Below are 22,273 nucleotides of genomic sequence, written 5' to 3'. Positions count from 1 at the left end.
GGCCCGGGTCCGCGGCGGTGCCACCCCCGGGGGGGGGGGTTACCGCCGCGGTGGGGGGGGGGGTGGGGGGGGGCCCCCCCCGGGGGGGGCGCCCCCGGGCCCCCCCCCGGGGCCCCCCCGCCCGTCACGACGTTCAGCCCAGGTCGCCGTCGGCGGTGCGCTCCGCCAGCCGGACCAGCGTGCGCACGGCCGAGCCGGTGCCGCCCTTGGGCGTGTAGCCGTAGGGCGCGCTCTCGTGGAAGGCCGGGCCCGCGATGTCCAGGTGCGCCCAGGTGATGCCCTCGCCCACGAACTCCTGGAGGAACAGGCCGGCCACCAGGCCGCCGCCCATCCGCTCGCCCATGTTGGCGATGTCGGCGACCGGCGAGTCCATGCCCTTGCGCAGCTCGGCGGGCATCGGCATCGGCCAGGACTGCTCGCCGACCTCGTCCGCGATCTCGTGGATCGAGGTGCGGAACGCGTCGTCGTTGGCCATGACGCCGAAGGTGCGGTTGCCCAGCGCCAGCACCATCGCGCCGGTCAGGGTCGCCACGTCGACGATCGCGTCCGGCTTCTCCTCCGAGGCCTTCCACAGCGCGTCGGCCAGCACCAGGCGGCCCTCGGCGTCCGTGTTCAGCACCTCGACGGTCTTGCCGCTGTACATGCGCAGCACGTCGCCGGGGCGGGTGGCCGAGCCCGACGGCATGTTCTCGGCCAGCGCCAGCCAGCCGGTGACGTTGACCTTCAGGCCCAGGCGGGCGGCGGTGACGACGGCGGCGAACACGGCGGCGGCGCCGGCCATGTCGCACTTCATCGTCTCGTTGTGCCCGGCCGGCTTCAGGGAGATGCCGCCCGAGTCGTAGGTGATGCCCTTGCCGACCAGGGCCAGGGTCTTCTCCGCCTTCGGGTGCGTGTAGGCGAGCTTCACCAGGCGCGGGCCGTGCACCGAGCCCTGGCCGACGCCCAGCAGGCCGCCGTAGTTGCCCTTGGCCAGGGCCTTCTCGTCGAGGACCTGGACCTTGATGCCGTGCTCCTTGCCCGCGGCGGTGGCCACGGCGGCGAAGGACTCGGGGAAGAGGTCGTTCGGCGGGGTGTTGACCAGGTCGCGGGCGCGGTTGATCTCCTCGGCGAGGGCGACCGCGCGCTCGGCGGCGGCCTTGTGGGCCTTGTCGCGCGGCTTGGCGCCGACGACGGCGACCTCGCCCAGCGGGCCCTTGACGTCCTTGGCGTCCTTGCCGTTCTGGCGGTAGGCGGCGAAGGAGTACGCGCCCAGCAGCGCGCCCTCGGCGATCGCGGCGACGTCCTCGGCGGCCTCGACCGGCAGCGCGAACGCGGCCTTCTTCGAGCCGGTCAGCGCGCGGGCGGCGACACCGGCCGCGCGGCGCAGCGCCTCCGCGTCGTACGCGCCGTCCTTCTCCGGGGCCGCACCGAGGCCGACGGCGATGACCACCGGGGCCTTCAGGCCGTCGGCCGAGGGCAGCTTGGTCAGCTCGCCCTCGGCGCCGGACGCGCCCAGGGTCTCCAGGACGCCCGCCAGCTTGCCGCCGAACGCCTTGTCCACGGCCTCGGCGCCGGGTGCCACGACCGGACCCTTGGCGCCCTGCGCGACACCGACCACGAGGGCGTCGGCGCGCAGCGTCGCGGCGCCTGCAGTGCTGAGAGTGAGAGCAGTCACGGTGGTGAAATCTCGCTTCCGTTGAGTTCTTTGGCGGCTTGTACGGCGTCCTGGGCTGTCAGGTGCAGTCGGAAGGGGTGGCCGACCGCCTGGAATGAGCCTACGCGCGCCGTCGGTCGTTCGATCACGCCAGCGGCGATTCACTCATCCGTGCATACTCCATCAGGTTTACCTACAGGTGCACCGTCAGGTCGTCACACTCGACTCGTCCCATGTGGGGGAGCAGAGGGGGAGGACGCCCGATGGCGTATGGACCTGCGTATGGAATCCGGACGTCCCTGGCCGCGTTGGCGCTGGTCACAGCCGGTGCGGCGGCCCTGGGGAGCACCGGGGCGCGGGCGGTGGGCGGGGGGCTGGACGCGGCGCCCGCGCCGTTCGTCGAGCCCCGGATCGACCTGCGCGTCCTGGTCGTCGACGACGGCGGGCACGCGGTGCGGGCGGTCCTGGAAGAACTGCGGGCCACCGGGGTGCCCCACACGGCGGTCGCCCTCGCCGACCCGGACAGGCCCCGCATGGACGCACCCGGATTCCTCTTCGACGCCCCCGGCGGACGGCCCCGCGCCAAGTTCCAGGGCGTCGTCGTACCGAACGAATCGGCCCTGGACCCGGCGGAGCTGACGGCGGTCGCCGCGTACGAGAAGCGCTTCGGGATCCGCCAGGTCGACGCCTACACCTGGGCGCCCACCGACGGCGGCGGCTGGGCGGGCACCCTCGACGGGGTGCGGGCCCGGGTCACCGACGCGGGCAGGGCGGGCCCCTTCGGCTACCTGAAGGGGACCGTCGAGTTCGAGGACAACTCCCCGCAGGTCCCCGAGAGCTACGGCTACCTCACCGTCCGCCCGCCCGCGGGCTTCACCACCTACGTGGACGCCCCCGTCCCCGGCTCGGCCGCCCGCGGGCCCCTCGTCGGGGAACTCGACCGCGACGGGCGCCGCTCGCTGCTCGTGACCTTCGGCTACAACCAGCACCAGCGGCAGTTCCGCCTCCTCGCCAGGGGCATCGTCGAATGGCTCACCCAGGGCGTCCACATCGGGCGCAGCCGCCACTACTTCGCCGTACACGTCGACGACGTCTTCGCCCCCGACGAGCGCTGGGACACCGCGCTCGACGCCACCACGGGCGAGCGCCCCATCCGCATGACCGCCGACGACGCCCGCCACGCCGCCCGGTGGCAGCGCGAGCGGGGCTTCACGCTCGACCTCGCTTACAACGGCGGCTACGCCGGGAGCGACCCCGCCGCCGACCCGCTCACCGCACAGCTCGTCGCCGACCGCGCCCGGTACCGCTGGATCAACCACACCTTCACGCACGCCTACCTCGGCTGCGTCCAGAACACCGCCACCGTCCCCTGGAGCTGCGCCAAGGACGCGACCGGCGCCGTCCGCTGGCCGACCAGGGCCCAGATCGCCGCCCAGATCCGCGACAACCACGCCTGGGCCGTCCGCCAGGGCCTCGACGTCGACCGCGCCGAACTCGTCACCGGCGAGCACTCCGGGCTCAAGACCCTCCCGCAGCAGCCGGCCGACAACCCGAACCTCGCGGGCGCCCTCACCGACACGGGCGTCCGCTGGATCGCGTCCGACAACTCCCGCGAACCCGCCCAGCGCCCCGTCGGCCCCGCCCGCACCGTCCCGCGCCACCCCATGAACGTGTACTACAACGTCGGCACGGCGGCCGAGATGACCGACGAGTACAACTGGATCTACACCAGCCGCGCCGACGGCGGCAGCGGCACCTGCGAGAACAACCCCGCCGCCAGTTGCCTGCCCGCCCCCCTCGACCCCGCCACCGGCTACGCCGAGCACATCGTCCCGCTCGAAGTCCGCACCGCCCTGGCCCACGTCCTCGCGGGCGACCCCCGGCCGCACTACGCCCACCAGTCGAACCTCGCCGAAGAACGCATCCTCTACCCGGTCGTCGACCGCGTACTCGCCGAGTACCGCGCCCTGTTCACCGCCGACACGCCGCTGATCAACCCGCGCCAGAGCGCCATCGGCACCGAACTGCACCGCCGCGCCCTCGCGGAGGGCCGGGTCTCCGGGTACCGCGTCGGCGACACCCTCGTCGTCACCGCGCCGCGGGGCGTCCTCGCCCCGCTCACCGTCCCCGCCGCCACGGCCTTCGGCGCCCCCTACGCGGGAGCGCGCTCCGGCTGGACCCCCTCGATCAAGCTGAGGCTGCCCACCGCATGACCTTGACCGATGTCACCCTCCTCACCGAGGGCACCTATCCGCATGCCCACGGCGGCGTCTCCACCTGGTGCGACCAGCTCGTACGCGGCATTCCCGAAGCCGGGTTCGAAGTCGTCGCCCTCACCGGCGGCGGCCGCGAACCCGTCGTCTGGCCCCTGCCGCGCAACGTCCTGCGCCACACCGTCGTCCCCCTCTGGGGCCCGCCGCCCGGACTCCTCGCGCGCCGCCCGCTCGGCGGACGCGACCGCAGACGCTTCCTCGCCGCGTACGAACAGTTCCTGCTGACCCTCCTGGACCTCGCGCCCGCCGGCTCCGCCGACTTCGGCACCCACCTCTACGCGCTGGCCGAACTCGCCAGGGAGGGCAGGCTGTACGCGGCCCTGCGCTCCGAACACGCCCTGCGCACCCTCACGGGACTGTGGACGCTGCCTCGCCCGCACGGCGCCCGCACCCCCACGCTCCACGACGCGCTGACCGCCACCGACCTCATCGAACACGCCCTGCGCCCGCTCGCCGTCAAGCTCCCCGGCACCGGCGTCGCCCACGCCGTCAGCGCCGGACTCGCCACGCTCCCCGCCCTCGCCGCCAAGCACTTCGACGGCGTGCCCTTCCTCCTCACCGAGCACGGCATCTACCTCCGCGAGCGCTACCTCGGCTACCGCGGGAGCCGCGAACGCCGCCCGGTCAAGGCCCTGTTACTGGCCTTCTACCGCGAACTCAACGGCCTGGGCTACCGCGAGGCCGACCTGATCACCCCGTGCAACCAGTACAACCGCCGCTGGGAGGAGCACGGCGGCGCGCCCGCCGACCGCATCCGCACCGTCTACAACGGCGTCGACCCGCAGGCGTTCCCCGAGGCCGGACCCGAACCGGAGGTGCCCACCGTCAGCTGGGCGGGCCGCATCGACCCCATCAAGGACCTGGAGACGCTGATCAGGGCGTACGCGCTGATGCGCGCCGAAGTCCCCGAACTGCGGCTGCGCCTCTTCGGCCCCGTCCAGCGGGGCGCGGAGGAGTACCGGCTGAAGCTGGAGAAGCTCGCCGCCGAACTCGGCGCCACCGACGGCATCAGCTGGGAGGGCCGCCTCGACGAGGTCAGGCACGCCTACGCGGCGGGCACGGTCGTCGCGCTCTCCAGCATCAGCGAGGGCTTCCCCTTCTCCCTCATCGAGGCCATGTCCTGCGGCAGGGCCACCGTCTCCACGGACGTGGGAGGCGTGCGCGAGGCCGTCGCCGACACCGGCATGGTCGTCCCGCCCCGGGCCCCCGAAGCCCTCGCGCACGCCGCGCTCGACCTGCTCGCCGACCACGAGCGCAGGGCCGACCTCGGGCGCAGGGCGCGGCGCCGGGTCGTCGACCGGTTCACGCTCGCCCGCTCCGTCGACGGGTTCCGCACCATCTACCGGGAGCTGACGGGCGGTCCTGTGCTCCTGCGCGACCCGTGGAGCGGGGTGGCGTGGTGAGCGGACCCCTCTGGCTGCGGCCCCAGGAGCGGGGGACCGACGCGCTGCCCCGCATCCCCGGACAGGCACCGGGGCCGAAGCCGGGCGCCGACCCGCTGGACGCGCTCGCCCTGCGCCTGGACGACGTCATAGCGGGGGCCGTGCACCCCGACGAGATCGCCGCGGTGCTGGAGTCCGACGGCATGACCGACGCCCACATCCGCACCGCGTACGGTCGGCAGGACTCCTTCGCGCTCGCCCGTGACCTGTACGAACGCGGCGACGCCGACCTCGGCGACCTCCTCGAACCCGCCGGGCCGGGCGCGCCCGGCGGCCCCGACGACCCGTGGCGCAGGTCCCTGCGGGCCTGCCTGCTGCGCGGCGTGCTCTTCGCCCTGCCCGGCCTCGCCTACCTCGCCTACGGCAGCCCCGCGCTGCTCGCGGGCGCCCTCGCCGGATGGACCTGGAACCAGGCGCTCGCCCACCGCGCCTACACCTGGCTCGGCCTCGGCGACCGCGCGTCCGCCGCCCGCGCCCTGCTGTACGGCGCCCCCGTCGGCGCGGCGCTCGGCACCGCCGTCGCGGCGGCCGTGCCGGGCGGCGGCGTCCGGCAGGCGGCGCTCCAGGCGTGCTACCTCGCGGCGTCCACGGTGCTGCTGGTCCTGGGCCGGGAGCGGGCCCTGCTGCTGGCGCTGCTGCCGGTGGTGGCCCAGGCGCTCGCCCCGGGCGCGGCGCGGCCCTGGCTGCTGGGCGCGGCCCTGGCCGGGGTGGCGGGCGCGGCGGTGGCGGCGGTCGCCGTCCTGCTCCGCGAGGAGCACGGGCGGCCGTGGCGCACCCGGCTCGGGCCCGGTACGGGGCCCGGACGGCTCGCCTCCGTGCCGTACGGCCTCTTCGGCCTCGGCACCGGCACCCTGGTCCTCGTCGTCGCCCTCGACTCCGCCCCCTGCGTCGTCGTCGCGCTCACCCTCTCCATGGGCCCCGCCGAATGGCTGCTGCACCGCTGCCGCAGCCAGAGCACCGCGGGGCTGTGCGCGGCGGGGGCGCCGCGGGAGTTCCGTCGCGCGGCCCTCCTCGCCCTCGTCCGCCAACTGGGCCTCTACCTCGCCGTGCTCCTGGACATCGGCGCCGTCGCCGCCCTCCTGTGGCCCGGCAGCACGCCCTTCGGCCCCGACCGCATCGCCGCGCTCCTGCTGCTCGGCTCGGTGCTCTGGACGGCGCTGCTGCTCCAGTCGTTCGGCGCGGTGTGCTGCGCCGCCGCGGTGTGCTGCGCCGCGGCGGCCGCCCAACTGCTCACCCCGCTGCCCGACCTCGTCGTCAGCGCCGCCGCGGCCCTCGCGCTGCTCGGCGCCGCGGCGGCCGTGGCGGGCCGGGCGACGGCACACCGCCCGTGAGGCGCGCCCCCGTGACCCTCCTCGTGCCGTTCTACGAGCATCCCGCGGAGCGCCCCGACGCGTGGGAGCGCATCGTGGCCGCCGCGCCCCGGCTGTACGGCGTGGTCCTCAACCCGGCGAGCGGGCCGGGCGCCGGGCCCGACGCGGCGTTCGCCGACGCGGCGCGGCGGCTGCGGGCGGCCGGCGTGCGCGTGCTGGGCTACGTCGACACCGCGTACGGCAGGCGTCCGCACGACGAGGTCGTCGAGGACCTGCTGCGCCACCGCTCCTGGTACGGCACCGACGGCGCGTTCCTCGACCAGGCCGCGACGCCGCCCGGCCTCCTGCCGTACTACGGCCGCCTCGCGGTCGCCGCCCGAGCGACCGGCGCCCGCACGCTGGTCCTCAACCACGGGACGCACCCGCACCCCGCGTACGCCGAACTGGCGGACCTGCTGGTGACGTTCGAGGGCCCCTGGTCGGCCTACCGCCAGTACGTGCCCCAGGCGTGGACGGCGGCCTACCCGCCGACCCGCTTCTGCCACCTGGTGTACGACGCCCCGCCCGAGGCCCGGGTGCGGACGGCGGTGCACTGCGCGGTGCCGGGGTACGGGGCGCACCCGTGGGGGACGCTGCCGCACGGGGTGGGGGAGGCGGCGGCGTGAGGCGGACCCGGTCGGCCGCGGTCCTCCTGGGCCTCGCCCTGCTGCTCGCGTCGTGCACCTCGGACGGGGACCGGGACCGCGGGCGGGGCGACGACGCGCCGCGCGACGAGCGGTGGATGCCGGGTCCTGGGCTGGCCTGGCAGTGGCAGCTCAGCGGGGAGCTCGACCTGTCGGTCGACGTTCCGGTGTACGACATCGACGGCTTCGACCACTCCGCGGGTACCGTCGCCGAGCTGCACCGCGCGGGCCGCAGGGTGATCTGCTACCTCTCGACCGGGTCGTGGGAGGACTTCCGCCCGGACGCGGCGGAGTTCCCGAGGTCGCTGCTGGGCCGGGGCAACGGCTGGCCGGGGGAGCGCTGGCTGGACGTCCGCCGCACGGACGTCCTGGAGCCGCTGATGGCCGCGCGCGTCGACATGTGCCGGGAGAAGGGGTTCGACGCGGTCGAGCCCGACAACATGGACGGGTACCTGAACGCGACCGGGTTCCCGCTGACGGCAGCGGACCAGCTCCGCTACAACCGGCTGATCGCGCGGCTGGTGCACGCGCGGGGGATGTCGGTGGGGCTGAAGAACGACGTGGAGCAGGTGCGGGAGCTGGTGGCGGAGTTCGACTTCGCGGTGAACGAGCAGTGCGCGCGGTACGAGGAGTGCGGGTCGCTGACGCCGTTCGTGGCGGCGGGGAAGGCGGTGTTCCACGTGGAGTACGAGCTGCCGGTCCGGACGTTCTGCCCGACGGCACGGAAACTGGGCTTCAGCTCGATGAGGAAGCGCTACGAGCTGGACGCGTGGCGCGAGGCGTGTTGAGCGGCAGCGCTGCCCGGGGTGCGGGTTCCGCTGCACGGGGAACCGCGCGAGAGCGGGGCACGTTCCTCACCCCACCGTCAGCGTCACGAGTGCTCCCACCGTCGCCACCTCCGCCACCGCGCCGAACACGTCCCCCGTCACCCCGCCGAACCGCCGCACGCAGTGCCGCAGCATCAGCTCCGCCGCGGCGAGCCCCACCACCAGCCCCGCCGCGTGGCGGAAGTCCCCGATCAGGCCCCCGACCACCGCGAGCCCCGCCCCCAGCACCGCCGCGACCCCCGTCGCGACGCCCTCGGGCACCGTCCCCGCGACCATCGCGCCGAGCCCCTCGGGCCGGGCCGCGGGCACGTCGGTGCGGGACGCCAGGGTGAGCGCGAGCCGCGCCGTGACCCCCGCGAGGACCGCCCCGGCCGCCCCGTGCGCCCACCCCTCGCCGTACAGCGAGGCGAGCGCCGCGACCTGCGCGAGGAGCACGAAGAGCAGCGTGATCACGCCGAAGGGCCCGATGTCTGACTGCTTCATGATGCGCAGCGCCTGCTCGGGCGCCCGCGCGCTGCCGAGCCCGTCGGCGACGTCCGCGACGCCGTCGAGGTGCAGCCCGCGCGTGAGGACCGCGGGCACGGCGGCGGTCGCGACGGCGGCCACCAGCGGCCCCGCGCCCAGCAGGACGAACGCGGCGCCCACCGCCGCCGCGCACCCGCCCACCACCAGGCCCACCAGCGGAGCGCACAGCATTCCGGCGCGCGCCGCCTCCCGGTCCCAGCGGCTCACCCGGACGGGGAGCACCGAGAGGGTGCCGAAGGCGAACCGTATGCCGTCGCTGATCAGGGAAGTCACCGGCCGAAGGGTAGCCGGAGCGCCCCGGCGGTAAATTGCGCTTTACGTGCATATCGGGAGCGGGTGGCATGGATCACTGGTTTTACCGCAACATCACGGAGCCGGGGAAACTGCCCCTGCTCCTGGCCCTCGCGTCCTTCGTCCTGACGTTCCTGGTCACCCGCACGATCACCCGGCTGATCAGGGCGGGCAAGGGCCCGTTCCGCAACATCACCCCGGGCGGGCTGCACATCCACCACGTGGTGCCGGGCGTGGTCCTCACCGTGATCGGCGGCTTCGGCGCCGTCGGCAGCGGGCGGCACGGCGTCGCCGCCGCGATCTGCGCGGTGCTATTCGGGATCGGGGCGGGCCTCGTCCTCGACGAGTTCGCGCTGATCCTCTACCTGGACGACGTCTACTGGACGGAACAGGGCCGCAGGTCGACCGAGGTGGTGGTGCTCGCGGCGGCCCTCGGCGGACTGGTCCTCGCGGGCTTCTCGCCGCTGGGCGTGAACGAGCTGACGCCCGAGGAACTCCGCGACCGCCTGGGGCTCTCCCTCACCCTCGGCCTCAACTTCCTCCTCGTGCTGATCGCGCTCTTCAAGGGCAAGGCGCGGCTCGCGCTCGTCGGCGTGCTGGTGCCGTTCGTCGCGCTGGTCGCGGCGGTCAGGCTGGCGCGCCCGGCCTCGCCGTGGTGCCGGCGGATGTACCGCGACCGGCCCAAGGCCCGCGCGCGGGCGACCCTCAGGGCGTACCACCACGACCGCCGCTGGGCGGGGCCCAGGCGCAGGGTTCAGGAGTTCATCGGCGGGGCACCGGACCGTACGGTCCCCTCGCGGCGGCCCTGACCGCGCCGTCCGCGCCGCCCGCCGCGCACCTCGGCGACGACGCACAGGAGCAGCGCGGCGGCGATCGCCGCCAGGTGCTCCTTGCCCGCGAGGTTGTTCTTGACCAGCACCTCGCCCACCATCGCGGCCACCACGAGCGCGGCCGTCCACCAGGCGCGGTAGCGCCAGCAGACGAACACCGCGAGGCCGACGACCGCGGCCGACGGGCCGGTGTCCACGACCTGCGCGTCGGACGCGGGCAGCCCGAGCGGGTGGTCGGGTCCGAGCGCGATGCCGAGCCGCGCGTACATGGTCCCGGCCAGCGTCGCCGCGTACGCGATGGCCAGCGTGCGCAGCCTGCCGATGCAGATCTCGGCGATCCCGAAGACCAGCAGGACCTGCGCGAGCGCGCCCCAGACGGGCAGGTCGAGCGCGGGGACGAAGAGCGAGAGCGGGGTGTGCAGCAGCGACTGCCACAGCGGGTCCTCGGCCTGTACGAAGCCGATGGCGCGGACCGGCCCGTACCCCCAGGACTGGTTCTGCACGACCTGGAAGAACGAGGTCAGCGCGACGGCGGTGAGCGTCAGCGGGATCGCCCGCCAGCGCCTTTGCACGAGGGCCGTGCGCACCGTCCCGTACAGCGCGCCCCACTCGCGCCGGGCGAAGTCCCGCGCGCTCAACGTCTGGTCCCCAACTGCTTGCGGTGCAGCCATTTGGGCAGCCCCGGGGCCTCCAGGAAGCCTTCGGCGCGCCCGGCCGACACGCCGATGCGCAGCAGGTCGGCGCTCTTCTCGAAGAGCATGAAGCGCGGCTCCCAGATGGGCCGGTACTTGGCGTTGGCGCGGTACAGCGACTCGATCTGCCACCAGCGCGAGAAGAAGCTCAGCAGCGAGCGCCACAGCCGCAGCACGGGGCCCGCGCCGAGCTTCGAGCCGCGCTCGAAGACCGAGCGGAACATCGCGAAGTTCAGCGAGACCTGGGTGGTGCCGATCTCCTTGGAGCGGGTCAGCAGCTCGATGACCATGAACTCCATCAGGCCGTTCTCGGAGTCGCGGTCGCGCCGCATCAGGTCCAGCGAGAGCCCCTTGGGGCCCCAGGGCACGAAGGAGAGCAGCGCCCGCAGCTCGCCCCGGCCGTCGGTGCACTCCAGCATCACGCACTGCCCGTCGGCCGGGTCGCCGAGGCGGCCCAGCGCCATCGAGAAGCCGCGCTCGGTCGCGCCGTCGCGCCAGTCGTCGGCGCGCCGCAGCAGCTCGGCCATCTCCGCTTCGGGGATGTCGGCGTGGCGGCGGATGCGCACCTCGTACCCGGCGCGCTTGACCCGGTTGTAGGCCTGGCGCACGGTGCGCATCGCGCGCCCTTCGAGGGTGAAGTCGGCGGTCTCCACGATCGCCTCGTCGCCCAGTTCCAGCGCGTCGAGCCCGTGCCTGGCGTAGATCGTGCCCGCCTCCTCGCTCGCGCCCATCACGGCGGGCACCCAGCCGTGCTCGCGGGCCTCGGCCAGCCAGGGCTCGATGGCGCCCGGCCACGCCTCGGGGTCGCCGATCGGGTCGCCGGAGGCCAGCGAGACCCCGCCGACGACCCGGTAGGTGACGGCGGCCTTCTCGGAGGGCGACCAGATGACGCTCTTCTCGCGGCGCAGCGCGAAGTAGCCCAGCGAGTCGCGGTCGCCGTGCCGCTCCAGCAGGGCCCGCAGCTTCGCCTCGTCCTCCTCGGTGATCGGGTCGACGGCGCGGCGCGCGCGGAACGCGGCGTAGACCACGGCGATGAGCAGCAGCGTGGACAGGACGTTGATGGCGACGTCGACCCAGCCGGGCGTGGTGATCCCGGCGAACTTCGAGTCGTCGGCGGCGAGCGTGACCAGCCGCATCACGCCGTAGCGCCAGCGCTCCAGGAAGGTGGAGCCGCCGTGCGCGGTGTTGGTGACGGAGACCAGCAGGGCGGCGGCGAGCGAGGTGACGAGCAGGCCGCCGAGCGCGACGAGCGCGGCGAGCCTGGGGTTGGAGCTGTCGCCCTTGGCGTAGAACTCGCGGCGGCCCAGCAGCAGCGCGGCCATGAAGGCGGCGGTGAGGACCAGCGAGACCCAGTTGATGGCGTACTGCCGGAACTCCGGCAGCACCATCGCGAGGACGAACGCGGCCAGCGTCAGCCCGCCGAGCACCAGGTTGGTGATCCAGGCCGCGCGCTTGCGGCGGCGCATCGTGACCGCGAGGAAGAGCGCCACGACGCCCGAGGAGAAGCCCGCGGTCAGGAGGTACGGGGTGAAGAACTCGTCGGTGTTGTGGCGGCGCAGGTCCTGGCCGAGCGAGACCCAGACGGCGCTCAGGAAGTTGATGAACGTGACGGCGCGCAGGTACCAGACGGCGAAGCCCGCGGCCCGCCTGGACCGGACGCTGCTCCGGTCTGCGGCTGGTTCGGTGGACACTCGGACCTCTCCCATGAAAAGCGATCATATGGGGCATAGTGGTCCATGGTGAGGGAGGGCACGGGCGATGATCGCCACCCGTGCCCCCGCGCCACTCGGTTACTCCGCGGACTCGGTCGTGTCCGCGTCCTCCGACTCTCCCCCGGCGTCCTGCTGGTCGGGCAGGTCGTCCTGGTCGTCCTGGTCGTCAGGCCGGTCCCGCTCGGGCAGCTCGGCCGCGAGGGCGGCCGCCGCCTGAACGAGGGGGAGGGCGAGGAATGCCCCGGTTCCTTCCCCCACAGTGACGCCTTGATCGAGCAGAGGGTTGAGCGCCATCCGGTCCAGTGCCTTCGCCTGTGCCGGTTCGCCGCTCAGCTGGCCCGCCAGCCACCAGTCGGGGGCCCGGAACGCGGCCCGCTGCGCGACCAGCGCGCTCGCCGCCGAGACGACCCCGTCCAGGATCACCGGCATCCGCCGCACCGCGCACTGGAGCAGGAACCCGGTCATCGCCGCGATGTCCGCGCCGCCCACCGTCGCCAGCAGCTCCAGCTGGTCGCCCAGCACCGGCCTGGCCCGGCGCAGCGCGTCCCGGATCGCCGCGCACTTGCGCATCCACGCCAGGTCGTCGATCCCGGCCCCGCCGCGCCCGGTCACCACCGAGGCGTCGGTCCCGCAGAGCGCCGCGATCAGGGTGGCGGCCGGGGTGGTGCCGCCCACGCTGAGGTCGCCGAGCACCACCAGGTCGGTGCCGGAGTCGGCCTCCTCGTCCGCGATGCGCATCCCGAGGCGTACGGCCCGCTCCGCCTCCTCCGCGGTGAGCGCGTCCGTCACGTCGATGCGGCCGCTGCCGCGCCGCACCCGGTGGCGGGTGATCTCCTCGGGCAGCAGCCCGGGGTCGCAGTCCAGCCCCGCGTCCACGATCCGCACCGGCACGCCCGCCCGGCGCGCCAGGATCGACAGCGGGCTGACCCCGTCCAGCGCGGCGCGCACCAGCTCGTGCGCGCCGGACGCGGCGCGGCCCGAGACGCCCAGCTCCGCGACGCCGTGGTCACCGGCGAACAGCAGCACGCGCGGCCGCTCCACGGGCTTGACGACGGCGGACTGCTGCGCGGCCGAAAGCCACTCGCCCAGCTCGTCGAGGCGGCCGAGTGCGCCGGGGGCCACGGTCAGCCGTTCCCGGCGTTCCTCGGCGTCGCGCCGCACGCTGCCGTCGGGGCGCTCGATCAGGTCGGAGAAGTCGTCGAGGTTAAGCGAGCTCATTCGCCGAACAGTACCGGCAGCGTCCGGCCGGGTCCCGACCCGCTCGGACGCGCGCGGTCCCGACCCGCGTACGGGGCGCGGCCCCGCTGTCTCCTACCCGCTGCCCGCAGCCACCCCGCAACCCGCTGCCCGCAACCAACTCGCTACCCGCTACCCGCTACCCGCGCAGCGTCAGCGCCTGGCCCGCGACGACCAGCAGCACCTGCTCGCACTCCGCGGCGAACGCGGCGTTCAACCGGCCCAGCTCGTCCCGGAAGCGCCGCCCCGAAGACGTCGCGGGCACCACGCCCGAGCCCACCTCGTTGCTCACCGCCACCACCGTCCTGCCGGTCTCCCGCACGGCCGCCACCAGCTCCTCGACCCGCTCCCGCAGGGCCCGCCCGCCGCCGCCCGCCCACTTGTCGTCGTCCCAGGCGCCGACCCGGTCCATCGCGTCGGTGAGCCACAGCGCGAGGCAGTCGATCAGCAGCGGCCCCCCGCCGCCGTCCCCGTCGCCCGCCTCCCGCAGCAGCGGCACCAGCTCGCAGGTCTCCTCGGTGCGCCAGGAGGCGGGCCGCCGCTCGCGGTGCAGCCCGACGCGCGCCGCCCAGTCCGGGTCGCCCTCGCGCGTCCCGCCCGTGGCCACGTACACCACCCCGGGGAAGGCCTCCAGGCGCCGCTCGGCCTCCACCGACTTGCCCGACCTGGCGCCGCCCAGCACGAGGGTGCGCCGGGGCACGTCGGGCGCCGCGCGGTACTCGCCCACGGAGAGCGTCGTCCCGTCCGCCACGGCCCGCGCACCGCCCGCGGCGAGCCGCCGCTCCAGCTCGGGCCCCGGCGGGACGCCGTGCCCGATGTGCACGGCGACCACGTCGGTGCCCGAGCCGACCAGCCCGGCCGCCCGCAGCCGGGCGAGGGCGTCGGGCCGCCCGCAGAAGTCGCCGACGACCATGTCGTACGGGGCGGCCCCGCGCGCCCCCGCGACCGCGCCGCCCGGCGGGAGGTACAGCAGCCGCTCCCCGTCGGGCGCCGTGACCTCGTACCCGGTACCCGGCGCGTCCATCGGCACGGCCCGCACCCGGTGCCCGCTGATCAGCGTCAGCTCCTGCCCGTCGGGCACCCGCCCCGCCGCGGGCAGCCCCGGCGGCAGCTCGACGGCCGGCCCGTCGTGAGGGTGCGTCAGCAGCACCTGCCGCACGCCGCTCAGGGAGTGCCCGGCACGGGCGGCGGCGAAGGCGGCGCCCGGGGTGAGGTCGAGCAGCAGGGCGCCGTCCACGAGCACGGCCGTGGCGGCCCGCGCCCGTTCGCCGCGGGCGGCGGAGCAGACGGCGCAGGGGCAGCCTGGCACCGGCAGCCCCTCGGGGGCCCCGGTGCCGAGAAGAGTCAGTTCCACACCCTGATCCTCCCGCGTCCTTGCCGCGCGTGCGCGCCCGGCTAGGCTTCGGGGAGCAACGTGACCCAGGAGGCGGACATGGCGTGGACGTGGCGGTTCGAGAAGTCCGACGGCACGGAGACGGAACCGGCGGTACAGCCGGAGGAGTTCACGACGCAGGGGGACGCGGAGTCCTGGATCGGCGAGGTGTGGAAGGACCTCGCGGAGGGCGGGGCGGACCAGGTGACGCTCTTCGAGGACACGACGAAGATCTACGGCCCGATGAGCCTGCACGCGGAGGCGTAGCCGGTACGGGAACGGTTCCCCGCGCCCCTGTCGGGGCCCTGTGCGGGACGGCCCCGCTCCGCACAGGTGCGCCCCTTCAGGGGCGCGGGGAACTGCGCGAGGGTGGGGCACACGCCGCGCGTACCCACTGGCCCCGCAGGGCCCCCGGAGGGTTTCGGGAAGGGGCGGGGAGGGGCACCCCCCGCCGCAGGCGAAAGGCGGCCCGCCCCGGGCAACGGCACCCCGCCCCGCACGGCACCCCCCCATCCCCGCCCCCGCCCGGAGGGCTACGCGCTCGCCGCGAGGAACTGCGTGGCCGCCAGCTCCCCGTACAACGCGTCCCCCGCCACCAGCTCCGCGTGCGTCCCCACCGCCCGCACCCGCCCCCCGTCCATCACCACGATCCGGTCCGCGAGCGTCACGGTCGACAACCGGTGCGCCACCACCAGCACCGTCACCTCCCGCGCCGCCTCCGCCACCACGTCCCGCAGCGCCAGCTCGTTGACCGCGTCCAACTGCGACGTCGCCTCGTCGAGCAGCAGCAGCCGGGGCCGCCGCAGCAGCGCCCGCGCCACCGCGACCCGCTGCCGCTCGCCCCCCGACAGCTTCGAGCCCCGGTGCCCCACGACGGTCTCCAGACCCTCGGGCAGCCGGTCGACCAGCGCGTCGAGCCTGGCCCGCACCAGCACGTCCCGGATCTCCTCCTCGCTCGCGTGCGGCGCGGCGAAGACGAGGTTCTCGCGCAGCGTGCCCGCGAGGACGGGCGCGTCCTGCTCCACGTACCCGATCGAGGCCCGCAGCTCGGCGAGCGGCCAGTCCCGCACGTCCCTGCCGTCGACGAGGACGCGCCCGCCCGTCGCCTCGTAGAACCGCTCGACGAGCCCGAAGACGGTCGTCTTGCCCGCGCCCGACGGCCCGACGAAGGCGGTCATTCCGGCGCCGGGGACGTGGAAGTCCACGCCGTGGTGGACGTACGGAAGGTCGTCCCGGTACCGGAAGGACACGTCCTCGAAGGTGACGGAAGCAGCCGCCCCCGCCCCCTCGCCACGACCGGCCCCCGCGCCCCCCGGCGCCGCCGTGCCCCCCGCCCCCGCGTCCCCCGGCGCCCCCGAGCCCCCCGCCGCCGGGTCCTCCGTCCGCAGCTCCTCCGCCTCCACGATCCGCGCGATCGCGGCCGCCCCCACCTGGTACTGCGTCGCCGCCTCCACCAGCTGCGAGACCGGCTCGGTCAGATAGAACAGGTACAGCAGGAAGCCCACCAGCGTCGCCACGGAGATCGCGTCGGACGCCACCCGCGCGCCCCCGATGCCCAGGACCGCCAGGAACGACACCTGGATCGACAGGCCGATCGACGTCCCGGCGACCGCCTGCCACTTCGCCGCCCGCACCCCGTGCCGCCAGGCCTTCTCCGCGGCCCGCTCCACGACCGCGCTCTCGCGCGCCTCGGCGCCGGACGCCTTGACCGTACGGAAGGCGCCGAACGCCCGCTCCAGGACGCTGGAGATCTCCCCGACCGCCTCCTGGGAGCGCCGCGTGGCCTGCGAGATCTTCGGCATGACCAGCGCGAAGGAGCCACCGACCACCACGATCACGCCGAGCGTGACGCCGAGCAGCACCATGTCGAGCACGCCCATCATCACGATGGTCGTCAGGAAGCCGATCGCGCCCGTCGCCGCCGCGACCAGCGACTGCGTGGTGACGGCCTTCAGCAGCGTGGTGTCGGAGGTGATGCGGGACATCAGGTCGCCCGGCTGGGTGCGCTCCACCTCGGGCAGCCGCAGCCTGAGGAGGCGCCGGATGAGGGTGCGCCGGGCGGCCAGCACCACCGACTCGGCGGTCCGCTCCAGGACGTAGGCGCCGACGGACTGCACGGCCGTCCCCGCGAGGACCAGCACCACCAGCAGGGCCAGCGCGCCCTTGACCGAGCCCCCGGTGCCGAGCCGGTCGACCAGCTCCATCGCGGCCATCGGCTGCACGAGCGCGGTCACCGAGCCGACCAGGGAGAGCAGCGCGCCGAGCGCGACCGCCCAGCGGTGCGGCCTGAAGTGCTGGTACAGCGCCCGCCAGGTCACCCGGAACGGCAGCTTCGCCGGTTTCTCCCCGGCGCCTTCGAGGACCCCGGGCCCGGCGGGGCCGACCACGTCCGATGATCTCTTCGCGTCGCTCACGTCACCGAAGACGCGAAACGCCCCGCCCCGCCTGACTCAAGATCCGGCCCGGCACGGGACCGGCCCACGGCAGGGCAGGACAGGGCACGGCAGGGTCCTCAGCCGCGCACCCCGCACAGGTGCAGCAGCGCCGCGACCCGCCGGTACGGGTCGGTGCGCCCCGCCCGGTCCTCCGCGGCCAGCAGCCGCTCCAGCTCGTCCGCCGCGGGCAGCTGCGCCCCGTCGGGCAGGGTGTCGGTGAAGACCCGCACGCCGTACCAGGCGTGCAGCGGCGCGGCGATCCCCGCCAGCGTGCCCGTCAGGTCCTCCAGCCGGTCGGCCCGCACCGGCAGTCCGAGCCGGTTGGTGTACGCGTCGCTGTCGAACGCCGCCAGCGCCCCCGCCCAGTCCCCGGCCAGGCCCGGACGCATGGCCAGCGCCTCCGCGTTCCGCACGAGCAGCGAGAGCAGCCCGCCGGGCGCGAGCATCCGGGCGAGCCCCGCGACCATCGCGTCGGGCTCCTCGATGTACATCAGCACGCCGTGGCAGAGCACCACGTCGAACGAGCCGGGCAGGAAGTGCACCCCGGTCTCCAGGCCGTCGCCCTCGACGAGCCGCACCCGCTCCCGGATGCCCTCGGGCTCGCCGACCAGCGCGGCGCGGGCCGCGGCCAGCATCTCGGGGTCGGACTCCAGGCCGGTCACCGCGTGCCCGGCCCTGGCGAGCCGCAGCGCCTGCGTGCCCTGGCCCATGCCCACGTCGAGCACCCGCAGCCGCTGCCCGACCGGGAAGCGCGCCGCTATCTGCTCGTCGATCTGCCGGGCCACCAGCTCCTGCCGGACGACGTCGCGCAGCCCGCCGAGCCCGCGCAGCCAGGGATCGGCCCCGCCGGTGAAGCCGCGGGGCCCGGAGGGGGCGCCGGTGACACCGGAGGTGTCCGCGGCGCCCGACACCTCCGTGCTCAGGGCCGCTCTCCGCGCTTGACCTGCGGCTTCGGCAGGCGCAGCCGACGCATCTGGAGCGTACGCATCAGGCCGTACGCCACCGCGCCCTTCTTCGGCTCGTCCGGGAAGCGCTCCCTGAGCTGCTTCTTCAGCCGGACGGCCAGGCCGATCGAGTCGATCACGATCATGACGATGATGCCCAGCCAGAGCAGCAGCGCGATGTTCTGGAGGTTGCTCACCCGGATCATGCTGAGCACCAGGATGATCACGGCCATGGGCAGGAAGAACTCGGCCACGCAGAACCGGGAGTCCACGAAGTCGCGGACGAAGCGCCGGACGGGTCCCTTGTCGCGGACCGGCAGGTACCGCTCGTCGCCGCTGGCCAGCGCCTCGCGCTGCTTGGCCAGGTCGACACGGCGCGCCTCGCGCTGGCGCTTCATCGCCTCCTTGCGGTCCATCGGCTGGGTGGCCGCACGGCGACGCTGGGTCTGGGCCTCGCTCCGCTTGGGAGTGGGCCGACCCTTCGGGGCCTGCGGGTCACGGGGCTGCGTGGAGAGGTCGGCCGCCGGCTCGGCGGGCGCCTTCTCGTCTTTGGAACGGCTACGGAACACAAAGCCCAAGGGTACGGGGTGCCGCGCGGCTGACCCAGGCCGACGGGGAACGATCCGGCAACGGCCTGCGTCTCGTAGGGGTACGAGCGGCGTCTCCCTGATGCCCGCCTACTCCCTGGGCGGGAGCGCGGATCGTCCGCAGTCGTCCTTGGGTAGGAGCACAACCGCACCCGGACAGTGCGGTAATAGAGGCAGGCCCCGTACTGTGGGTTCTGTTGGAGTGCTGCAGCCGAGTCCGGATAGAAGGGGGCGCGCGAAGCCCATGAGCGGTGTGATGAAGCGTATGGGGATGATCTTCCGCGCGAAGGCAAACAAGGCCCTTGACCGGGCCGAGGATCCGCGCGAAACCCTCGACTACTCGTACCAGAAGCAGCTGGAGCTGCTGCAGAAGGTACGCCGTGGCGTCGCCGACGTGGCGACGTCCCGCAAGCGGCTCGAACTCCAGCTGACCAAGCTGCAGGGCGAGTCCTCCAAGCTGGAGGACCAGGGCCGCAAGGCGCTGGCGCTGGGCCGCGAGGACCTGGCGCGCGAGGCGCTGTCCCGCCGCGCCGCGCTCCAGCAGCAGGTCTCCGACCTGGAGACGCAGCACCAGACGCTCCAGGGCGAGGAGGAGAAGCTGACGCTGGCGGCGCAGCGCCTCCAGGCCAAGGTCGACGCCTTCCGCACGAAGAAGGAGACGATCAAGGCGACGTACACCGCCGCCCAGGCGCAGACCCGCATCGGCGAGGCGTTCTCCGGCATCTCCGAGGAGATGGGCGACGTCGGCCTCGCGATCCAGCGCGCCGAGGACAAGACCGCGCAGCTCCAGGCCCGCGCGGGCGCGATCGACGAGCTGCTGGCCTCCGGCGCGCTCGACGACTCCTCCGGCATGGCCAAGGACGACATCGCGGCCGAGCTCGACCGGATCTCCGGCGGCACGGACGTGGAGCTGGAGCTGGCCCGGATGAAGGCGGAGCTCGCGGGCGGCCCGAGCGCCCAGCAGCAGGCGCTCAACCCCGGCCAGCAGCAGGACCAGCAGCCGCAGTCGCAGCACCCCCGCTTCGACAAGAACCAGTAGTCCGGCGACAGGTAGGGCGAGAATCATGATCGTACGGATCATGGGGGAGGGCCAGGTAGAGCTGGCCGACAGTCACTTCGCCGAGCTGAACGAGCTCGACGACGAGCTGCTCGAAGAGATGGAGAGCGGCGACGGGGACGGCTTCCGCCGGACCCTGGACGCGCTCCTCGACGCGGTGCGGCGCCTCGGGGAGCCCCTGCCCGACGACGCCCTTGAGCCGTCCGAGCTGATCCTCCCCGCACCGGACGCGACCCTCGACGAGGTCCGCGCCATGCTCAGCGACGACGGACTCATCCCCGGCTGAGGGGCCGGGTCCAGGTGTCCACGACGGCGGGTGCCGGGCACTGCCCGGCACCCCGTCGGACCGGGTCGGCGCACTCCCGCCCGCCGTCGTGCGACACGCCGTACCGTTGCTTCACGTGACGACGCCCTCCAGTCCATCCCGAGGTACGCGTGCGGGCATCGCGCGCACCCGCGGCTGGCTCCGCGCACACCCCCTCGCGTTCGACGGCGCCCTCGCCGTGCTCACCTTCGTCTCCATGCTCACCGGCTCCTTCGTCGACCCGAACGGCAGCCGCGAGGGGCCGACCTTCGGCGACCGCACCCCCGGCCTGCTGAGCGTGCTGCTCATGCTGCTCGCGGCCGCCGCGCTCGTCTGGCGGCGGCGCGCCCCGATGGCCGTCCTCGGCTTCACGGGCGTCCTCTCGGTGGTCGAGGTGATCATCAGCGACCCCTGGGCGCCCGTCGCGATGAGCGCGGTCATCGCGCTCTACACCGTCGCCTCCCGCACCGACCGGCCCACCACCTGGCGCGTCGGCCTGCTCACGATGGGCATCCTCAGCGGCGCCTCGATGTTCTTCGGCACCACGCCCTGGTACGCCCAGGAGAACCTGGGGATCTTCGCCTGGACGGGCATGGCGTCCGCGGCGGGCGACGCCGTGCGCAGCCGCCGGGCCTTCGTCGACGCCATGCGCGAGCGCGCGGAGCGGGCCGAGCGCACCCGCGACGAGGAGGCCCGCCGCCGGGTCGCTGAGGAGCGGCTGCGCATCGCCCGCGACCTGCACGACGTCGTCGCCCACCACATCGCGCTGGTCAACGTGCAGGCCGGGGTCGCGGCCCACGTCATGGACCGGCGCCCCGACCAGGCGAAGGAGGCGCTGGCCCACGTCCGCGAGGCCAGCCGCTCCGCGCTGAACGAACTGCGCGCCACCGTCGGCCTGCTCCGCCAGTCCGGCGACCCCGAGGCCCCCACCGAGCCCGCGCCGGGACTGGCCGTGGTCGACGCGCTCCTGGACACCTTCCGCAACGCCGGGCTCCCGGTCGAGCTGGCCCGCACCGACGGCGACGGGGCGCTTCCCGCCGCCGTGGACCTCGCCGCGTACCGGGTGATCCAGGAGGCCCTGACCAACGTCCGCAAGCACGCGGGCAAGGACGCGCGCGCCGAGGTGAGCGTGGTCAGGGTGGGCCGCACCATCGAGGTGTCCGTCCTGGACAACGGCAACGGCAACGGCAACGGATCCGCCGGAGGGGACGCCGACGAGGCCGAGGGCCCCGACCGGCGCGTGAACGGCGACAGCGGCGGCCACGGCCTGATCGGCATGCGCGAACGCGTCACCGCGCTGGGCGGCACCCTCACCACCGGCCCCCGCTACGGAGGCGGCTTCAGGGTGCATGCGATCCTGCCGGTCAAGCCGCTCGACAAGGCTCGCACCAGGGGGAACGCATGACGACGATCAAGGTCCTGCTCGCCGACGACCAGGCACTCCTGCGCAGCGCGTTCCGCGTCCTGGTGGACTCCGAGCCCGACATGGAGGTCGTGGGCGAGGCCGCGGACGGCGCCGAGGCGGTCGCCCTGGCCCGCTCGACCGGCGCGGACGTCGTGCTGATGGACATCCGGATGCCCGGTACGGACGGCCTCGCCGCGACCCGCATGATCAGCGCGGACCCGGCGCTCTCGGCGGTACGGGTCGTCATGCTGACCACCTTCGAGGTCGACGAGTACGTCGTGCAGTCGCTGCGCGCCGGGGCGTCGGGCTTCCTCGGCAAGGGCGCCGAGCCGGAGGAGCTGCTGAACGCCATCCGCATCGCGGCGGGCGGCGACGCGCTGCTGTCCCCGGTCGCCACCAAGGGCCTGATCGCCAAGTTCCTCGCGCAGGGCGGCGACGCGGCGGCCGACGGGGAGGGCGGCGACCCGAGCGGGTACGCCGAGCGGCTGGCCGCCCTCACGGTGCGCGAGCGCGAGGTGCTGGTCCAGGTCGCGGCCGGGCACTCCAACGACGAGATCGCCGAACGGCTGGTCGTCAGCCCGCTCACGGTGAAGACGCACGTGAACCGCGCGATGGCCAAGCTCGGCGCCCGCGACCGCGCGCAGCTGGTGGTCATCGCCTACGAGTCGGGACTGGTACGGCCCCGGGCGGAGTGACCGGGGCCGGTACGGGACGC

The 22,273-nt window shown here is 74.5% G+C and carries 20 protein-coding genes; 11 read left to right on the top strand and 9 right to left on the bottom strand.

Annotated features, from left to right (window positions below; translation table 11 throughout):
- Positions 1-133: 133 nt before the first annotated feature.
- Positions 134-1,654, bottom strand: coding sequence for a leucyl aminopeptidase (locus tag ACIBNE_RS30365; RefSeq protein ID WP_399277139.1), 1,521 nt, complete (start codon positions 1,652-1,654; stop codon positions 134-136).
- 242 nt (positions 1,655-1,896) lie between these two features.
- On the opposite strand from ACIBNE_RS30365, the gene ACIBNE_RS30360 reads away from it, so the two are divergent.
- From ACIBNE_RS30360 to ACIBNE_RS30340, 5 genes are read left to right on the top strand one after another with little or no spacing between them, the layout of a single operon-like run.
- Positions 1,897-3,846 carry a hypothetical protein gene (locus tag ACIBNE_RS30360; protein ID WP_399277137.1) on the top strand — a complete coding sequence of 650 codons (1,950 nt, stop codon included), beginning with the start codon at positions 1,897-1,899 and terminating at the stop codon, positions 3,844-3,846.
- Positions 3,843-5,309 carry a GT4 family glycosyltransferase PelF gene (gene pelF, locus ACIBNE_RS30355; protein WP_399277135.1) on the top strand — a complete coding sequence of 489 codons (1,467 nt, stop codon included), beginning with the start codon at positions 3,843-3,845 and terminating at the stop codon, positions 5,307-5,309. Before ACIBNE_RS30360 ends, pelF begins: the two co-directional genes overlap by 4 nt.
- Complete coding sequence (locus ACIBNE_RS30350; protein ID WP_399277133.1) at positions 5,306-6,679, top strand: hypothetical protein; 1,374 nt, start codon at positions 5,306-5,308, stop codon at positions 6,677-6,679. Before pelF ends, ACIBNE_RS30350 begins: the two co-directional genes overlap by 4 nt.
- A gap of 11 nt (positions 6,680-6,690) precedes the next feature.
- Positions 6,691-7,323 carry a spherulation-specific family 4 protein gene (locus ACIBNE_RS30345; protein ID WP_399277131.1) on the top strand — a complete coding sequence of 211 codons (633 nt, stop codon included), beginning with the start codon at positions 6,691-6,693 and terminating at the stop codon, positions 7,321-7,323.
- Positions 7,320-8,129: an endo alpha-1,4 polygalactosaminidase gene (locus ACIBNE_RS30340; RefSeq protein WP_399277129.1), complete on the top strand. Its 810-nt coding sequence runs from the start codon at positions 7,320-7,322 to the stop codon at positions 8,127-8,129. Before ACIBNE_RS30345 ends, ACIBNE_RS30340 begins: the two co-directional genes overlap by 4 nt.
- 66 nt (positions 8,130-8,195) lie before the next feature.
- On the opposite strand, the gene cobS is transcribed toward ACIBNE_RS30340, so the two are convergent.
- Positions 8,196-8,966: an adenosylcobinamide-GDP ribazoletransferase gene (cobS, locus tag ACIBNE_RS30335; protein WP_399277127.1), complete on the bottom strand. Its 771-nt coding sequence runs from the start codon at positions 8,964-8,966 to the stop codon at positions 8,196-8,198.
- Positions 8,967-9,034: 68 nt separating this feature from the next.
- On the opposite strand from cobS, the gene ACIBNE_RS30330 reads away from it, so the two are divergent.
- A complete protein-coding gene (locus ACIBNE_RS30330) occupies positions 9,035-9,793 on the top strand; it encodes a hypothetical protein (protein WP_399277125.1) in 759 nt (252 codons plus the stop codon).
- Here ACIBNE_RS30330 and ACIBNE_RS30325 read toward each other — a convergent pair.
- The 4 genes from ACIBNE_RS30325 to ACIBNE_RS30310 all read right to left on the bottom strand — a co-directional run bounded on the left by ACIBNE_RS30325 (position 9,739) and on the right by ACIBNE_RS30310 (position 14,808).
- On the bottom strand, positions 9,739-10,485 hold the full coding sequence (locus ACIBNE_RS30325) for a hypothetical protein (protein WP_399277123.1): 747 nt from the start codon (positions 10,483-10,485) through the stop codon (positions 9,739-9,741). The genes ACIBNE_RS30330 and ACIBNE_RS30325 overlap by 55 nt on opposite strands.
- The gene (locus ACIBNE_RS30320; RefSeq protein WP_399277121.1) at positions 10,449-12,212 is read right to left on the bottom strand and encodes a phosphatidylglycerol lysyltransferase domain-containing protein; all 1,764 of its coding nucleotides are present in this window, start codon (positions 12,210-12,212) and stop codon (positions 10,449-10,451) included. The genes ACIBNE_RS30325 and ACIBNE_RS30320 overlap by 37 nt, the downstream gene beginning before the upstream one ends.
- A gap of 84 nt (positions 12,213-12,296) precedes the next feature.
- A complete protein-coding gene (gene cobT / locus ACIBNE_RS30315) occupies positions 12,297-13,436 on the bottom strand; it encodes a nicotinate-nucleotide--dimethylbenzimidazole phosphoribosyltransferase (RefSeq protein WP_399277119.1) in 1,140 nt (379 codons plus the stop codon).
- 157 nt (positions 13,437-13,593) lie between these two features.
- A complete protein-coding gene (locus ACIBNE_RS30310) occupies positions 13,594-14,808 on the bottom strand; it encodes a bifunctional adenosylcobinamide kinase/adenosylcobinamide-phosphate guanylyltransferase (protein WP_399277117.1) in 1,215 nt (404 codons plus the stop codon).
- A gap of 78 nt (positions 14,809-14,886) precedes the next feature.
- On the opposite strand from ACIBNE_RS30310, the gene ACIBNE_RS30305 reads away from it, so the two are divergent.
- Positions 14,887-15,093 (top strand): hypothetical protein, encoded by a 207-nt coding sequence (locus ACIBNE_RS30305; protein WP_399277192.1) that lies wholly within the window; start codon positions 14,887-14,889, stop codon positions 15,091-15,093.
- Positions 15,094-15,359: 266 nt separating this feature from the next.
- On the opposite strand, the gene ACIBNE_RS30300 is transcribed toward ACIBNE_RS30305, so the two are convergent.
- The 3 genes from ACIBNE_RS30300 to ACIBNE_RS30290 form a co-directional block, all read right to left on the bottom strand.
- Positions 15,360-17,156: an ABC transporter ATP-binding protein gene (locus tag ACIBNE_RS30300; RefSeq protein WP_399277190.1), complete on the bottom strand. Its 1,797-nt coding sequence runs from the start codon at positions 17,154-17,156 to the stop codon at positions 15,360-15,362.
- A gap of 182 nt (positions 17,157-17,338) precedes the next feature.
- The gene (locus ACIBNE_RS30295; protein ID WP_399277188.1) at positions 17,339-18,091 is read right to left on the bottom strand and encodes a class I SAM-dependent methyltransferase; all 753 of its coding nucleotides are present in this window, start codon (positions 18,089-18,091) and stop codon (positions 17,339-17,341) included.
- Between the two features lie 89 nt (positions 18,092-18,180).
- Entirely contained in the window at positions 18,181-18,774 is a 594-nt protein-coding gene (locus ACIBNE_RS30290; RefSeq protein ID WP_399277115.1) for a DUF3043 domain-containing protein, read from the bottom strand.
- Between the two features lie 262 nt (positions 18,775-19,036).
- Between ACIBNE_RS30290 and ACIBNE_RS30285 the strand changes: the two genes are divergently transcribed.
- From ACIBNE_RS30285 to ACIBNE_RS30270, 4 genes are all read left to right on the top strand, one after another.
- A complete protein-coding gene (locus ACIBNE_RS30285) occupies positions 19,037-19,831 on the top strand; it encodes a PspA/IM30 family protein (RefSeq protein WP_399277113.1) in 795 nt (264 codons plus the stop codon).
- A 25-nt stretch (positions 19,832-19,856) separates the two neighbouring features.
- The gene (locus ACIBNE_RS30280) at positions 19,857-20,135 is read left to right on the top strand and encodes a hypothetical protein (protein ID WP_399277111.1); all 279 of its coding nucleotides are present in this window, start codon (positions 19,857-19,859) and stop codon (positions 20,133-20,135) included.
- A gap of 106 nt (positions 20,136-20,241) precedes the next feature.
- Positions 20,242-21,558 (top strand): sensor histidine kinase, encoded by a 1,317-nt coding sequence (locus ACIBNE_RS30275; protein WP_399277109.1) that lies wholly within the window; start codon positions 20,242-20,244, stop codon positions 21,556-21,558.
- A complete protein-coding gene (locus ACIBNE_RS30270; RefSeq protein ID WP_399277107.1) occupies positions 21,555-22,253 on the top strand; it encodes a response regulator in 699 nt (232 codons plus the stop codon). Before ACIBNE_RS30275 ends, ACIBNE_RS30270 begins: the two co-directional genes overlap by 4 nt.
- Positions 22,254-22,273: the final 20 nt, after the last annotated feature.

It is taken from the genome of Streptomyces sp. NPDC050504, from assembly GCF_044458065.1.
Classification (GTDB): domain Bacteria; phylum Actinomycetota; class Actinomycetes; order Streptomycetales; family Streptomycetaceae; genus Streptomyces.
This window is presented reverse-complemented; position numbering and strand designations above follow the sequence as displayed.

What these genes read in the sequence shown, in the direction of transcription:
- ACIBNE_RS30360 (WP_399277137.1), top strand. Translation starts at nt 1,897, where the DNA reads ATGGCGTATGGACCTGCGTATGGAATCCGGACGTCCCTGGCCGCGTTG.
- pelF (WP_399277135.1), top strand. Translation starts at nt 3,843, where the DNA reads ATGACCTTGACCGATGTCACCCTCCTCACCGAGGGCACCTATCCGCAT.
- ACIBNE_RS30330 (WP_399277125.1), top strand. Translation starts at nt 9,035, where the DNA reads ATGGATCACTGGTTTTACCGCAACATCACGGAGCCGGGGAAACTGCCC.
- ACIBNE_RS30325 (WP_399277123.1), bottom strand. Translation starts at nt 10,485, where the DNA reads ATGGCTGCACCGCAAGCAGTTGGGGACCAGACGTTGAGCGCGCGGGAC.
- ACIBNE_RS30320 (WP_399277121.1), bottom strand. Translation starts at nt 12,212, where the DNA reads ATGGGAGAGGTCCGAGTGTCCACCGAACCAGCCGCAGACCGGAGCAGC.
- cobT (WP_399277119.1), bottom strand. Translation starts at nt 13,436, where the DNA reads ATGAGCTCGCTTAACCTCGACGACTTCTCCGACCTGATCGAGCGCCCC.
- ACIBNE_RS30305 (WP_399277192.1), top strand. Translation starts at nt 14,887, where the DNA reads ATGGCGTGGACGTGGCGGTTCGAGAAGTCCGACGGCACGGAGACGGAA.
- ACIBNE_RS30285 (WP_399277113.1), top strand. Translation starts at nt 19,037, where the DNA reads ATGAGCGGTGTGATGAAGCGTATGGGGATGATCTTCCGCGCGAAGGCA.
- ACIBNE_RS30280 (WP_399277111.1), top strand. Translation starts at nt 19,857, where the DNA reads ATGATCGTACGGATCATGGGGGAGGGCCAGGTAGAGCTGGCCGACAGT.
- ACIBNE_RS30270 (WP_399277107.1), top strand. Translation starts at nt 21,555, where the DNA reads ATGACGACGATCAAGGTCCTGCTCGCCGACGACCAGGCACTCCTGCGC.